12 protein-coding genes are annotated in these 14,715 nt (G+C 62.0%); 11 read left to right on the top strand and 1 reads right to left on the bottom strand.

Annotation, left to right across the window (positions count from 1 at the left end; translation table 11 throughout):
• The first annotated feature begins 21 nt into the window (after positions 1–21).
• Both C7401_RS41815 and C7401_RS41810 read left to right on the top strand, forming a co-directional pair.
• Entirely contained in the window at positions 22–1,617 is a 1,596-nt protein-coding gene (locus tag C7401_RS41815; RefSeq protein ID WP_112177921.1) for an acyl-CoA synthetase, read from the top strand.
• 1 nt (position 1,618) lies between these two features.
• The gene (locus tag C7401_RS41810) at positions 1,619–2,143 is read left to right on the top strand and encodes a gamma carbonic anhydrase family protein (RefSeq protein WP_112177920.1); all 525 of its coding nucleotides are present in this window, start codon (positions 1,619–1,621) and stop codon (positions 2,141–2,143) included.
• 206 nt (positions 2,144–2,349) lie between these two features.
• Here the strand turns inward: C7401_RS41810 and C7401_RS41805 are convergent, their stop codons facing one another.
• The gene (locus C7401_RS41805) at positions 2,350–3,129 is read right to left on the bottom strand and encodes an AraC family transcriptional regulator (protein ID WP_112177919.1); all 780 of its coding nucleotides are present in this window, start codon (positions 3,127–3,129) and stop codon (positions 2,350–2,352) included.
• 92 nt (positions 3,130–3,221) lie between these two features.
• Here C7401_RS41805 and C7401_RS41800 point away from each other — a divergent pair, with 92 nt between their 5' ends.
• The 9 genes from C7401_RS41800 to C7401_RS41760 form a co-directional block, all read left to right on the top strand.
• Positions 3,222–4,469 (top strand): MFS transporter, encoded by a 1,248-nt coding sequence (locus tag C7401_RS41800; RefSeq protein WP_112177954.1) that lies wholly within the window; start codon positions 3,222–3,224, stop codon positions 4,467–4,469.
• Complete coding sequence (locus C7401_RS41795; RefSeq protein ID WP_112177918.1) at positions 4,466–4,726, top strand: hypothetical protein; 261 nt, start codon at positions 4,466–4,468, stop codon at positions 4,724–4,726. Before C7401_RS41800 ends, C7401_RS41795 begins: the two co-directional genes overlap by 4 nt.
• Positions 4,727–5,031: 305 nt before the next feature.
• Positions 5,032–6,567, top strand: a complete 1,536-nt coding sequence (locus C7401_RS41790; RefSeq protein WP_220092907.1) for a hypothetical protein — start codon at positions 5,032–5,034, stop codon at positions 6,565–6,567.
• Complete coding sequence (locus C7401_RS41785) at positions 6,528–7,790, top strand: hypothetical protein (protein WP_181565826.1); 1,263 nt, start codon at positions 6,528–6,530, stop codon at positions 7,788–7,790. The genes C7401_RS41790 and C7401_RS41785 overlap by 40 nt, the downstream gene beginning before the upstream one ends.
• On the top strand, positions 7,783–10,542 hold the full coding sequence (locus C7401_RS41780) for a hypothetical protein (RefSeq protein WP_146758088.1): 2,760 nt from the start codon (positions 7,783–7,785) through the stop codon (positions 10,540–10,542). Before C7401_RS41785 ends, C7401_RS41780 begins: the two co-directional genes overlap by 8 nt.
• Positions 10,543–10,618: 76 nt before the next feature.
• Positions 10,619–12,982 (top strand): hypothetical protein, encoded by a 2,364-nt coding sequence (locus tag C7401_RS41775; protein ID WP_112177914.1) that lies wholly within the window; start codon positions 10,619–10,621, stop codon positions 12,980–12,982.
• 141 nt (positions 12,983–13,123) lie between these two features.
• On the top strand, positions 13,124–13,285 hold the full coding sequence (locus C7401_RS41770) for a hypothetical protein (RefSeq protein WP_181565825.1): 162 nt from the start codon (positions 13,124–13,126) through the stop codon (positions 13,283–13,285).
• A 790-nt stretch (positions 13,286–14,075) separates the two neighbouring features.
• A complete protein-coding gene (locus C7401_RS44715; protein WP_146758087.1) occupies positions 14,076–14,318 on the top strand; it encodes a hypothetical protein in 243 nt (80 codons plus the stop codon).
• 157 nt (positions 14,319–14,475) lie between these two features.
• The coding region (locus C7401_RS41760; RefSeq protein WP_146758086.1) for a hypothetical protein at positions 14,476–14,715 on the top strand (240 nt) is incomplete at its 3' end.

The raw sequence follows: 14,715 nt of genomic DNA, 5'->3' as shown, positions 1-14,715 counted from the left end.
CATCCGAACATAGGTTAAAGCATGCTAACGAATGTCATGAATCTCGGCGACCTGCTGACCCAGGTGGCGCAGCGCCACGCCGACGAGCCCGGCTTCATCGCGCACGGCGCGACCTGGAGCTGGTCCGGGATCAACCGCCGCGTGGATGCCGTTTGCGCCGCGCTGCGCGAGCGCGGCGTGCGCAAGGGCGACCGCATCCTGGTTCACTCGCGCAACAACCTGCCGCTGTTCGAAAGCGCATGGGTCGCGTTCAAGCTGGGCGCCGTCTGGGTGCCGACCAACTACCGCATCGCGCCGCCCGAGGCGGCGTATCTCGGACGTTCGAGCGGGGCGCGCGTGATGCTGTACGACCACGGTTTCGGGCACTATGTCGATGCAGTGCGCGCCGCCACGCCCACGCTCGAACACGTGGTCGCGCTGGGCGAACCGCGCGCGGGAGAGTTGGCGTATGAAGCGCTGGCGGCGCAGCCTGGCGGCAGCTTCCGGGCGGAGGAAGTCGAGCGCGACGATCCGCTGTGGTTCTTCTATACCTCGGGCACGACCGGGCACCCCAAGGCGGGCACGCTCACGCACGGGCAAATGGCTTTCGTCGTCACGAACCATCTCGCCGATCTGATGCCGGGCCTCGATGCGCGCTCGCGCTCGCTCGTCGTCGCGCCACTTTCGCATGGCGCGGGTATTCACGCCATCGTGAACACGGCGCGCGGCGCGGCAAGCGTGCTGCCGAACAGCGAAAAGCTCGATCCCGAGGAAGTGTGGGCGCTCGTCGAGCGGTATCGTATCGACAACATGTTCACGGTGCCCACCATCGTGAAGATGCTCACGGAACACGCCGCGGTCGATCAGTACGATCACCGCTCGCTCAAGTTCGTGATCTACGCCGGCGCGCCGATGTATCGCGCCGACCAGAAGCACGCGCTGCGCAAGCTGGGGCGCGTGCTCGTGCAGTACTACGGCCTTGGCGAAGTGACCGGCAACATCACCGTGCTGCCGCCACATTTGCACGAAGCCGACGACGACAACCCCGGCAGCCGCCCCGGCACGTGCGGCTACGCGCGCACGGGCATCGAAATTGCGATTCTCGACGACGCCGGTCACCGGCTCGAAGCGTTCGAGACGGGCGAAATCTGCGTGCGCGGGCCGGCCGTGATGAGCGGGTACGACAACAACCCGGAGGCGAATGCCAAGGCCTTCAAGCACGGCTGGTTCCACACAGGCGATCTCGGCCATCTGGATCGTGAAGGATTCCTGTATATCACCGGGAGGTCATCGGATATGTATATTTCCGGCGGCTCCAACGTGTATCCGCGCGAAGTCGAAGAGGCGCTGCTGCTTCATGATGCCGTGCACGAGGTCGCGGTGCTCGGCATGCCCGATCCGAAATGGGGCGAAATGGGTGTGGCCGTAGTCGTGTGCCGCGCGGGATGCGAGGTGACGCCCGAGGCGCTGCTGGAACATCTCGACGGGAGGCTCGCGCGCTACAAGTGTCCGCGACAATTTGTGTTCTGGGAGACATTGCCGAAATCGGCGTACGGCAAGATCACGAAGAAGGATGTGCGCGCGATGCTTGCGGCGGACTGGGAGGCGAGCCGCGCCGATCAAGCGGAAAAGGTCTGAGATGGCGGTCTATCGATTGGGGACGAAGACGCCGTCTTTGCACCGTGGGGCCTACGTTTCCGAACACGCGGTCATCATAGGCGATGTCGAAATCCACGAGGACGCGTCGGTGTGGCCGGGTGCGATCCTGCGCGGTGACAACGAACGCATTGTCATCGGACGCGGGACCAACGTGCAGGACGGCGCGGTGATCCACGCGGATCCGGGGTTTCCGGCGACGATAGGCGAGTGGACGTCGATTGGCCATCAAGCGATGCTGCATGGCTGCACGGTGGGCAACCGGTGCCTGATCGGCATACAGGCGGTGCTGCTCAACGGTTCGACGATCGGTGATGGCTGCCTTGTGGGCGCAGGCGCGCTGGTTGGGGAGGGCAAGATATTTCCCGCCGAGAGCATGCTCATCGGCGCGCCCGCGAGGCTTCATCGCGCGGTAACGGCGGACGTTGCACAGGGCCTCTATGCGAATGCGCTGGAGTATCACGAGCGGGGGCAACAGTACTCGCGCGAACTGGAGCGTATAGCGTAGAGATGCCGGTGATTTTCGGGGCCGTTCAGCGTTGTTGTGGGCCACGTGACCACGTGACAAGGGGATTCAACGTGGTCCTGCACGACTGAGCGGCTTCGTTGCGCGTTCACCGAAAGTCGAAGTCAAGCCCGGTCTGCCGGTCGAGCAACCGGACAAGGAGGCCGCGGCGAAACGGATGCCGCTGCGCATCCAGCCGTGCGCTATGGTCACTCGCTGAGCCGGAAATACTCGCTCGGCACCACGCCAAGCTGCTTTTTGAACATCGCGGTAAATGCGCTGGGGCTGTCGTAACCCAGGCCGAGGGCGACATCCAGAATGCTCCGACCCGTCGCGAGCCGCTCCAGCGCCATCAGCAGGCGGGCTTGCTGCCGCCACTGGCCGAAGGTCATGCTCAGTTGCTGGGCGAAGGTGCGCTGGACCGTTTTGGGATCGACGCCGACGACCTGCGCCCATTCAAGCAGCGTTCGCTTGTCGTCTGGCGCATCGAGTAGCTGTCGGCAAATTTCGACGAGATACGGATGGGTGGGAAGCGGGAGATGCAGGGGGAGCACGGGCAGGAAGTTCAGCTCATCCAGAAGCAATCCCATCAGCCGCCCGTCGCGAGAATCCGCTGTGTAGTCGCCTTTTATGTCCATGGCGCTCAGAATCAACTGCCGCAGGAGGTCGGAGATCGCAACGGTGTGGCATCGCTGCGGCAAACCGCGCGCGGCGTCCGGTTGAATATAGAGCGTACGCATCGTCACCGCATTCACCATGCGCACCGTATGCGCCGTGTGAGCCGGCATCCAGATGGCCTGAGTGGGCGGCACGATCCATTGACCGGCTTCGCTGCTGACAACCATGACGCCATCGACCGCATAAATCAGTTGTGCGACGGAATGATGGTGTAACGGGCGGATATGGCCAGCCGGGAAATCGACGGCCCGGCTGCTCACCGGGACCGTGTCGCGGTGATGATCGCGTTGGGTGGAAGCGTGGCGTGGCATGTCCGTTTTGCGACGATTGGGCGGAATTTCTCGTGAGACAGGTGATCAGTGTATCCCTAAACTGCGCTGCCAACTTCACCCTCTTTCACGCCATGAAGATCGCGCCCACTCCAGTTCACAGCACCGATCGATCGAAACCGGCCAGCAAGGCTCGACACGAGACGGCATTCGGGATACTCGGCGTCACGAGCGCATCGCATTTGCTCAACGACATGATTCAATCCTTGATGATTGCCGTGTATCCGGTTTTCAAGGTTGGGCTGCATCTATCGTATTGGCAGATCGGTTTTGTCACCTTGGCTTACCAGCTCACCGCCAGTCTTTTGCAACCGCTCATCGGGCGCTTCACGGATCGCCGGCCACAACCGTATTCATTGCCGCTCGCGATGATATTCAGCTTCTGCGGGCTGTTCGCGCTGTCGGCTGCACGGGGGTTCTTCGCGTTGATTGGCGCGGCGATGCTGGTGGGCGTCGGCTCATCGGTATTTCATCCGGAGACGTCACGCGTGGCGCGGCTTGCGTCCGGCGGACGTCATGGACTTGCGCAGTCGATCTTCCAGGTGGGCGGCAACGCCGGTAGTGCGATTGGTCCGCTTCTTGCGGCTTTGGTCGTCGTGCCGAACGGTCAGGGTAGCATTGCATGGTTCACGATCGCGGCCCTGCTGGCGATGATCTTGCTGTGGCACGTGAGCTGGTGGTACGACGACCAGCTCGCGCAGAGAAAACTCCGCAAGGCAAAGGCTAACGTCCCGCCAATCGACGCGCGTGTGGTGGCGCCGGTTGTCGGCATTCTGGTGGTCCTGATGTTCTCGAAGTATTTCTACACGGTGAGCATCAGCAACTACCTGACGTTCTATTTAACGGAGAAATTCGGAATCAGCGTACGTGCGGCGCAGTTGCACCTGTTCATGTTTCTCGGCGCGGTGGCGTTGGGGACGTTGATTGTCGGCCCATTGGGAGACCGGCTCGGCAGAAAGACCGTGATCTGGTTTTCGATCCTGGGCGCCGCGCCTTTTACGATTGCACTGCCTTACGCCAATCTTGCGGTCACAACGATCCTGATCACGCTGATTGGCCTGATCGTATCGTCGGCGTTCTCGGCCATTCTGGTTTATGCGCAGGAGTTGATGCCTGGACGAGTCGGCATGGTGTCCGGCTTGTTTTTCGGCTTTGCGTTCGGTCTGGGGGGAATCGGTGCAGCCACGTTGGGCTGGATGGCGGACCACTTGGGTATCACGGCAGTCTACACACTTTGTGCGTGGCTCCCGGTGCTGGGCTTCGTCGCGGTGTTCCTGCCGAAGCAGGCCACTGCCGTCGAATCTTCGCAGGACCGCAGATGAAGATAGCGGACCTGGTTTGCATTGTCGGCGTTGTCGGGACATTCGCGCTGGTGTCACATGTCAGTTTGTGCCTGCACATCAAGAGGATGAAGGAGGCGATCGAAAGCGAGCCCTTTGCCCTGCGCGGGGTGACTCGGCGCGAAGCGTCCGAAAGGCTAGGCGATTGGGAAACGCAAAAGAGGAGGCTATTGTCGATGGCGATCTTGTTCGCCGGGGTGCTGTGCGCCGTGGACTACATATTCTCTTTTGCGCTTTAGCAGGCGCGCACCCTGGAGCCGCGTTCCCGGATCCAGCGCCGATTCGACACGATCAGGTTGAAGGCATCTCGTGCGCATGGCGTGGGGAGGGCGCTTCGCTGCCCGTGGATGTGCGTTGCCGCACATTGCTGACCGAACCGATACTCGTACTCTAATGCGGGAACGTGCTCACGTTTTCGATGTGAATTCTCCGGCGATGTCGACTGATTTGACGACCGGGCTGGCAACAGCCGGGTCGGACTGCGTTTGCTGGCCGTTCCGTGGTTCGCAAGTGGCAAATCGGTACCGTATTGGAGCCGCCGCATATGGGTTTTGATAACGAACATCCGAAGTTGCGCGAGCGCGTGAGTGCAGGCAGGCAGTCGGATTCATATCGTCTCGAGAACGACTACAGGTTGCTAAAAATCTATCGGACGCCACATAGTCAGGCCCGGATGGAACGCATCGGCCGCCTGATCTCGTCGGGCTCGTCCCGGCTGCGCGCGCGATGTGCGTGGCCCATGGAAACGTTTACGTTCCAGGAAAAAGACGCTGTCGCCGTTGCGTTCGTCGCGCACCAATCGACACTCGCGCAACGGATACCGCCTGCGAAGCGTCAAGCGAGTTTTCCCGATCTCGACTGGCGCGGCGTCGTGCGCTTCGCCGGCCAACTGGCGCAATGCGTTGCGACCGTCCATGCCGAGAATATGCTGGTGGGCGACCTTGATTTGCACAATGTGCTAATCGATTCGCATAACGAGTTAATACTTACGCGCTGCGATAGTTTTCTCCTCGAGGGAGAAGCGATCGATCCATCGGATTCAGCCGCCGAACTGCAATGCCCGCCACCGGAGTTGCAAACCGGGCGAGGCGAAAGCACAGTGAGAACGATCGATCACGACAATTTCACGCTGGCGCGGCTGATTTTCAAACTCGTGTTTCTCGATGACGGCCAGACCCAGAATAGCGTGGGTGACTGGGCGGCGCTATTCAACGGCGAACACGCGCGCAGCGCGCCCGCAGGCGGCGCGCATCGTGTGACGCCGAGCATGCTGTCACCGGGCCTCGTCGCTTGTTTCCGTCGGGCTGCCGACCCTTCCAGCACGCGGTCCACGCCGCGCCCGGACGCCGAACGCTGGTCGCGCGAACTGGCGGCAATGGCATCGTCGATGCGCACATGCGAGGTGGACAACACGCACACATACCGCGCCGATATGGAGGGCGGCTGTCCGTGGTGCGCGTCGGCGCGCGAGGCGCCCGCTTCGGACAAGGTCGGCCAAACACCGGTCTCGCCGGGGCCGTCTTCCCCGTCGCGCCCGACGCCGGCGCAGGCACGTCGAAGCCGCGCATTCATTGCGTTCGGCATAGCAGCCGCAGGTGCACTGGCGTTTATTGTGCTCAAGAGTTCGCAGCACGCGTCGGCCGGCAACGATGGCAACGCGCCGGAGCAACGCGCCAATGCCGTCATCAGCCAGTGGTTCGACGCGATCAACGCACCGCAAGGCAATCCGGACGCCCTGCTCAAGCTGTACGCAGCGTCCGCGGTCACTTACGGCGGCGATCCCCACTCGCAACCCGGAAAATACTTTCCGTACCTTTTCAGCAAGTGGCCGGAGCGCGACTACAAGCCCGTGCCCTCCACGCAAACCGCCACCTGCAATCCCCAGTCGCCGACGTGTGAGGTGAGCGTCACCGTTCTTTTCCGTGTGGCGCGACCTGGGGCGGCAAACGGCGGCTGCGTACAGTATCGGTTCACCGTCAACGTGGCCGGGCAGCCGGCCCTTATCACCGATGAAAGCTCCGCGCGCGCCGCGCAGGGTGCGTGCAGCGCGCTTGGCGGGGGCCCCGGAGCCAGCCAATGAACCGGCCGCAGAACGATCGCGTCAACGCCTTCTGGAGTTACCCGCGCAAACGCGGCGGACCGGGACTCGACGCGTTATTCCAGTCGATGGAAAAGCGGCTCGCCGAAGTCGTGTTACCCGCTTCCGTGAGGATCTTTAAGGATACGGACGAAGAGCGGGGCATCCGCTCGGGCGCCGACTGGAGCGCCGAACTGGTTCGCGCTGCGGGCTCGTCGATCCTGTTTTTCTGGAATCAGTCGCCGCTATGGATCTTTAGCGAGATGTGCAACTTCGAAATGGAGTTGTTCCGCAGCCGGGTCGATCGCATCGCTGACCGCTTCATCGAAGGGTGCCCGGAGTCCACGCTCGATGAACTGCGTAAATCCATGATCGTGCCGATTCGCTGGCATCCGATGTCGCCCGATCAATGGCAAAGCGTCACCGGCCCGAACACCCAACTGCTGCATCGTGACTGGAACTTTTCCAATATCATCGCGCCGCTCGACTTCTCCGTGCACCGGGAGGGTGCGTTGCCCGACGCAGGGTTTTATGAAAGCGCCGCGCAAACCGCAATGAGGGGCGTGAAACATCAGTACGAGCACATCTTCGACCTGCTGAATATCACACGCCAGGAGTTACTCGACTTTCTCACCACAGATTTGCCCGACTTCGAGAGTTACTGGAATAGTCAGTTCATCAAGCGGCTGCCCGCAATAGACTCGATGGTCGAATCGCAAGGCTGGGCTGCGCGAGATCTTCCGCAAGCGTGCGCCGAGCAACGCGGCTTCGCGCGGCGGATGACCGAGGGGCGGACGATCTGCCAGCATGAGAGCCTGGCGCTCGGTCTTACGCTGATCTGGCCCGCCGATCATGCAATGCGTGGTTTTTGGGTTTCGAGCGGTCCGCTCGCGACCTCCCGGGCCCGTTTCTGGGAGGACTACATGTTGCCCGGCGGGGCGCGGCCCGACAACGCGGGGTCGCTGGCCGTCAATGAATCGTCGGTACGTCACTTGCAGGACGGGCTCGGCCAGTTCGGGCTCTCGCTTCCCGACGCGAGTCAGGCGAAGCGCCTTCGCGAAGTCTACGCCTTGCCGCGCGCAACGCTTTATCGCCTGGGTCTCGTTGCCGGCGCACCGAATTTCTGGCACCTGAACGAAGGCGGCCAACTCACGCGGCAATCGGAAGGCGGCGCAGCCACCGCGGTCGTGCTCGTCAAGACGTTGGCAGGGCGCGACCATGACTGACGAACCCGCAGGCGCGGCACAAGCCCCCCAAGAGAGCAAACCGGCCGGTCATGCCGCGCCCGGTGGCAATGCTTCGACACCGGATCGCGCAAAGGATGCGGTTGGCGTGGCGGCGAGCGCAGGCGAGCCATCGCCAAGCGGCGCGGGAGCATCGGCAGGACCGGTGACAGGATTAGCAGCAGGATTAGCAGCAGGACCAGCGGCAGGACCCGGACCCGCCCAGACGCGCACCGTTGGCAGTCAGGACACTGGCTTCTCCACGGCTGAAGCCCTCTCTTCATTCCGCTTCAGAGTCGGCATTGACGACACGCTTTGGCATGCAGTCGTCGGCGCATTGCGCAAGGTTCTCGGCTCTCCAGCCACGGGCGCACGCACGGGGATCATCGCCGCGGACGAGCGTCTGCTGGGATTTGCCGCCGCTGAACTCTTTGCCTCGCCGGACATCTATATCCCGCGCGACGCGCCACCGTCCGGCATCGAGCGGCTGAGCAGCGTGACGCGCATGCACCGTCGTCCCCGAGACTTCCTTCGCAAATGCGAGGACCTGAGTGCGCCGGACGGCCCATTGTTCATGCTCGCCTGGGATGCCGAACACATCGATCACGCGAGCGTGGTATCGCTTGCGTCCGCTTGCGCCGCACCCGCGCTGCGGCACGGCGTGATCTGCCTGATGCTGGCAGACAACGCCCGCACGATGGGGCCAGTTGACGCGTTGCCGGTATTGCTTAACGTTTCGGAGCGTGCGTTCGAGATCGTCGTGCAGACGATCCGTAACCTCGGTGTCGAGGCGTCGCTCGATCTCGATGAAGAGCGTGGCCTTGAAGATCTGGTCCTGAACATGCACAGGACGTGGTCGCTCGAGGCCATCCTGGCAAGCCTGAACATGCCGGGCCATGCGGCCTTCATCCAGAGGGCCTGGCAATCGAAGTCACCGGAAAACGAGCAATCGCTGGCGTTCTTTCGCACCTGTGTTCTCGATGGCGAAGAAGATTCCCCTCGCGAAGCCGCCTGTCTGTTTCTGGTCTCGCATTTTTCGCAGTTGAGCGCCGATCAGATCATCGAACTCGGGGACGAACTGGCATCGGAAACCCCTTCGAAACAGTATCCGTCCAATCGCGTTCGCCGCTTCGATGGCATCACGGACCGCATCCTCGAGAAGTGCAACATCCGCTTTACGCCAGCCGGGCGTGGCTCGCCCATCGCGGAGCTGGCCGGCACGCGTGATCGGGACGGCGAAACGGACGTCGACAGCCACCGGCGCGCTGCGATCTTCCAGTTGATGTTCGAGCGTGAAGCGCCGTTATTGCGCGAACGCTACGTTCGCCATCTCGGTCATCGGCTTGCGCACGGCCACACATCGAACGCGCTCGCCAAGCGATTCATGGAGCTCGAGCTCGGCACCATCCGGTCACTGATCTACGAAGACCAGGTCGCGGCGCAAGAGCGACTGAAGCGGCTCGTGTACGGCGACCTTCAATGCCAGCGCGCCCCCCGGCCCGGCGTGTCCGAATCGGCCCAGCTCGTGAGCCACGAACGTGCGCTAGCGCGCTCGGTGGAGCGCACGCCGGCCCTGATCGCCGAGCTCGCGGGCGCCTCGCCCGACGACCGCTTGCTGGAAGTGATCGGCTCGCTGTGTTCGCCCGACCCCATGCCCGATGTGGTGCTGCCCCGCGTGTTGCTTGCCGAGAGCAGGGCGCTGCTGTTCTGGCATCTGTACACCCAGTATCCGCGCCGGATAACACTCGAAAGCTATCGAAGCCTGTTCCTCGCCCGAACCGCCGACGATGACGACGCGCGCGCGGCACTCGTGAACACGTTGCGCCAGCACTTTCATTCTGTCGAGAAAGGCGAGGGGTGGCCGATTGCCTTGGCAGGTTTTGACAGCCTGACGATGCTGGTCGGCCTGATCGACAATATTGTTCGCTGCTTCTACAGGATCAAGGCTGAGCCGCCGACTCACGCCGACGTGATCTTGCTCACTGAAACCTGCGCACATTATCTGAATCGCGCCGTGTGGGGGCTGCGCTGGTCGGCTGTCGAACCGTGGGCTCCCGCCGAGCCCGGCAATGTGGCGGCCGAACAGCGCGAGACCAGCCTGATGCACGTGCTGTCGAGCCCGTACGTCTGCGCCTGGCTCAACCGGGAAACTCCGATTGAGCGATCCGCGACCGACACGCCGGACGATGTGTACGCTGAGGAGCGAACGTTGTGGTACATCGCGCGCCAGGTCGCCGACGCGGTGTTCGCCTGTGCTTCGTTTGGCACTGCCGAATACGATGCGCTGAGCTGTTGGCTCGCGTTGCAAATGGGCCTTGATCCAAACGACCCTCGGACGCCGCCGTTTGCCAGCGGGTGGTACTGGGAAAGCCTTGTGAAGCCGGACCCGGACCCTCATCCCTGGCTGATTCGTTTCGGCGCCGCCATTCGACCGTTGCTCGCGATGCTGCCGGTGGTGGTTCTCATGGCGATGACGCATCGCACGGCTTCGCATCCCGAGTCGGCAACCGCCGGGCCCGGTGACTTCGTGTTTTCCGGCACCTTGCGCACCTGGTTGACCAGTCGCGAAGGATCGCAATCGCGCGCGCAGGCATTGCTCAAGTGTGTGGACGACTGTTGGCCGCTGCTGTCGAACTGGTATCGGATCAAAAAGAGCCAGTTTCCGAAAGTCGACCTCGACGAGGCCAAGGCCGCATTGGATGATCGCGTCACGACCTTGACGGTGTTCGTCAATTGCCTCAAGGCGCTGGGCTGAAGACCGGACTGCCACGTTGCGGCTGGAGCGCGCGTACGCGCCTGGCACGGCTGTTTCACACGGAGAGAAGAGTCACATGGATATCCAGTCGCTGTTCGAATTCGTTCCCAAAGGGAAGAAGCCGCCGCCCGTGACCCGCGATGAGTGGCAATTTCCGATCGAGCGCGCGGCCCGCAGGATCGGCACGATACTCGGTCTGTTTTCGGACCGCGAAGTCGTGCGCGTATTCACAAACCGGCGGTTCGTCACGGAGGTCAAGCTCGACGTTCCGGACATGAGCACCTCGACCACGCGCGTCATGCGCTGCGCGGTTCGCCTTGAAGGCGTAGTGGCATCCACCCCCGAGGCGGCGCGCAAGTTCTTGCAGCGCGCGCTCAAGATCGATTTCGACTTCGAAACGACATTCAAGGAGGCGATTGGCAACGCCACGGCACGTTATGGCCGCGATATTCACGATACGTTTGCGAGGCGCTGGGACAGACGCCCCGGTTGGGAGCCCTGGTGCGCGGCGATCAAGGACGCGCTGACCGAACAGAACTTTCCGATCGAGAACGTGCTGATCAGGTCTGTTACGGCGGACACGCGCGAATCCGTCGATTTCAACGACCCGTCCAATTCGCTGACGGTACGCACGTCGGACATGTTGCAGAGTAACCGGATCGGCTACAAGGCCCGACTCACTTGGGGGACGACCGAGCAAAGTTCGGTCGCACGGCTGACCTACGACGGTACGGTCGAGGGCCGTCAGCCGGGCGCGCGGCTCAGGAATCCATGGATGCCCAACCAGATTCAACCTGTCGAGGCGTGGTTTCGGGCGCTGCTTGCGGAGGAGCTGTCGAAGGAAACGTGGGTCAATATCTGCGCGGCGACGCCGGCATTTTGCAGCGAGCTGGCCCGCAAACTGTCCCTCGCGCTCGGTCCCGGAACCGGCCGCATCGTGCAGACGCTGATTCTTTATCCGGTGCTCGATGCCGAGGCGGCCCCCGCCGAAACCACGATCAGATTCACTGCACGCTATCCGGTCAACGGCGTGAAGGGGGATGGCATCGAAGTCGAGCATGCCATCCAGTACAAACTGATCGACCGCGACCGGTGGGAGGCGAACGGCGCGCCCATACCGAAGGAATTTCTCAAGAGCTATGCCGCCGAAGCATCGAAGGCGTACCTGCTGAACAAGCGCTTCGAGGAGGTGATCGGAAACTATCTCAACGGTGTGGATGGCGACCGCGAATTCTCCAGGTCGATCACGGCAAGCATCGAGGCCTCGGCGGCACAGGTGGGTTATCGAATCGTTTCGGTGGCGGCGATTCTTGCGATTCCTCAGATCGACTTCATTCAAGGTCATCCGATCCCGATCGACGAGGGAGAGTACGGCCTTCAGGACCCGACGATCAAGGCCGTCGTCAGGATCAAGGTGGAGGTGCGCGTTCATCAGCAGGGCGGCGACACCTTCGCGCGGGCGCTTTCGGCATATGACGATTTCGAGGACCGCGTAAAAGTGTCCATATCGGAAGCGGTTCGCACTGCGCTCAGTTCGGAGAGCGCGCTCGACTACTACAGTTCTCCGTATGTCAATGGCGTTCCCGTGGCCAAAGACGCAAGCGGAGTGTTTCACGACGCGGTGCAGCCCGCTCGCCGTCTGGACCTGCCGGCCAGAGTGCTTCAGGCGGTGAATGAGACACTCGCCAGAACTTACGGACTCGAGGCGATCACGTTCCGGCTGGAGCCGGGCAGGGACCCGATCATCGACCGGATGAATGAGCTGACGCGGCTTCCTTTCTCCGAGGAGGTGCCGCTTTTCATTCAGCGGCCCGGCACCCAGACCACCATTACCATCAACGCCCACGCGTCGGTTTTCGTGGAATCGGTAGACCAGCAGAACTGGACGAGCTTTTACCTCAACGCGAAACGGCTGGACGTCGAACAACATAAAGCGCTGATTAAATCCACGCTCAAAGACTGCCTGGAGCTGCTGAAGAGCATTGTCATCAATACGCCCCGCGCCGCCCTTCATTCGGACGATGTCCGGCGCGTCGTCATCGCCCATTTCGCACAACGAATGAGCGAGCAGCTTGGGCTGTGCGTCATTCTTCACCCATTGCTGCTATCCGTGCATTATCCGCAGTTGGGCGACGTTGCTGTTCTCGAAATGGAAGCCCTCACGGCCGAACTCAAGGCGCTTCTGGCGCAACGCGCCAGAGTTTCCGACGACGGCGACGGATTCGTCAGCAACCCCAGAGCGCAAATCACCAAGCGCATCGAAGAAGTCAAGAAGCAATTGAAAGAGGTATCGATCGAGGTCGAACAGGAATCGCAGTCCGCCGAGACGATCCGTATTGAGGAACCACTCGGCCCGCGGCAAATTACGCGCGCGCCGGGTGCCGGCGAATATCGAGGACCGCATGGCGAGCAGGACAGCGCGCCGTCACCAATGAGGTGATCTTGCGTCCCGGCGCGAATCTGTTCGCACAGGAGACTGTTGCGCGATGGCGGCGTTCACGATCGGTAGCAATCGACGCGCGACATTATTCCGGTCGCAGGGGTCGCGCTCATCATTGACATCGGCCGGATTCTCAACGAGGTGCGCGCACTGGTGAACATGATCGGCAACGTAGTCGCAACGATCGTGATCGCGCGATGGGAAGGCGTGCTGGACGTTAGCGAAGCGCGACGCATTCTTGCGGCTGCCGGTTCAACGGAGCCGGTTGTGCTGCCGGATCTCGAAGGCCACGACAAGGCTTGACAGCGCCGCGCCCACTCGCAGGGGCGACAGCCCCGCTTTACTGCTGCTGTCGTTCCATGGCGGAACATTTCTGGCGACCCTTCGGGGTCGCATTTTTATTTCCGCGTTCGCCGTTCGATCATCCGGCCTACCCTGGCCTGCTGCCTGGGCGTCGGTGGGTCGGTCAGGTACGGCTCCGCAACCAGCTCGTTTTGAAGGCCATCCATACGGCGTCTGTGACCCCTTGGTGGCGCGGCCCTATCATCGTGCGGATCTGGCGCGCGCGGCGCATAACTCCGTGCAACCGCCGGATTTCGTGCATGAGCCGCTAGACGGTCGCGGTCGGCTCGGCGTCGTAGATGGCCGCCAGCTCGGCGGCGGTCAGGGGTGGCGGGCGCATGATGCAGGTTAAAAGACTGTATGTACAGAATCACAAAAATCACACCCTGTGATTTTCAGACGACTTCTGGGCTGGCCGACCGGCTCAAGCACAGCGTAAATTGCTGCGCCGGTCTCTCCGCAAGCCTTGACGCCTGTCATGGTGGAAATTGCGGGCCGGTTCAGAATCTTCAGGCCGCCAGCCTCGGCTGGTGGTGCAGGATCGGTTTGACAGCCGGAAAGCATGACTCCCACACCTGCAAGGGTGTGGGACAGCCTTTGTTCGTCCACAGGTTTCTGTGGGCGGGCCTGGGCGGGGGAGCCGCGAGGCTCGCTGGTCGCCATGCCCAGTCTGTTAACCCTGTTCAGTGCCCGCTCACCCTTACTCCCCCATATCACCGGGCGGGCCGTTTCCTGAACCGGAGCGGAAAACGTGCAACGTCAGTTTCCTGGTGGATATGCCCGCGACGAGTTGGGTAGCGAAATCGCGCGCCTGAACCTGCTGCTTGAACGGCAGCTTGCTTTCCGCGAATGCATGTCTCTCCTGGCAGACCGTATCGAGCAGGTCGCAACTGACCAGCACCGGCAGAAGGCTACACGCTGCCTGCTCGATCTCGTTCGAAGTGCCGCTGAAACGTTTCTTGAGCAGCTTCCCGAAGTGAGCGCTGCCGCCTGAATGGCAGCGAGCAAGTGACTTGTCGTGCGAGAGGCCGCTTGCTATCAGGCAAGCGGGCCGGACTTTGCCCAATCCGCATCCGTATTTAGGATTTGTCTGCTGTTGCACAAATTCAAGAGCGGCAGAATCAGGAATACTAATTTGATATGGAGATAGCATGGCCGAGTTTGATCTATTGCCTGGAAATATCTCGGGGCGTCAGTCCTACCACCGGGCGGTGCCGGGAACGGAAAGCGCGGCGCAATTCTCGGTCGTGTCGTTCACAGCCACCGAAAAGATGGGCGAACCCAACATCGTCCATGTTGAGCTAACCCACCCGCAGCAGTTATTGCGCGCCGACTTCCTGAGCCGTGACGCGGTCTTCAGCATCAAGGCCGATGACGGGACCACGCGGCGC

The sequence above is a fragment of the Paraburkholderia unamae genome (assembly GCF_003268775.1).
Classification (GTDB): Bacteria; Pseudomonadota; Gammaproteobacteria; order Burkholderiales; family Burkholderiaceae; genus Paraburkholderia; species Paraburkholderia unamae.
This window is presented reverse-complemented; position numbering and strand designations above follow the sequence as displayed.

Excerpts from the sequence above, each read along its gene's own strand:
- C7401_RS41815 (WP_112177921.1), top strand. The coding sequence starts at position 22 with ATGCTAACGAATGTCATGAATCTCGGCGACCTGCTGACCCAGGTGGCG.
- C7401_RS41810 (WP_112177920.1), top strand. The coding sequence starts at position 1,619 with ATGGCGGTCTATCGATTGGGGACGAAGACGCCGTCTTTGCACCGTGGG.
- C7401_RS41805 (WP_112177919.1), bottom strand. The coding sequence starts at position 3,129 with ATGCCACGCCACGCTTCCACCCAACGCGATCATCACCGCGACACGGTC.
- C7401_RS41800 (WP_112177954.1), top strand. The coding sequence starts at position 3,222 with ATGAAGATCGCGCCCACTCCAGTTCACAGCACCGATCGATCGAAACCG.
- C7401_RS41795 (WP_112177918.1), top strand. The coding sequence starts at position 4,466 with ATGAAGATAGCGGACCTGGTTTGCATTGTCGGCGTTGTCGGGACATTC.
- C7401_RS41790 (WP_220092907.1), top strand. The coding sequence starts at position 5,032 with ATGGGTTTTGATAACGAACATCCGAAGTTGCGCGAGCGCGTGAGTGCA.
- C7401_RS41780 (WP_146758088.1), top strand. The coding sequence starts at position 7,783 with ATGACTGACGAACCCGCAGGCGCGGCACAAGCCCCCCAAGAGAGCAAA.
- C7401_RS41775 (WP_112177914.1), top strand. The coding sequence starts at position 10,619 with ATGGATATCCAGTCGCTGTTCGAATTCGTTCCCAAAGGGAAGAAGCCG.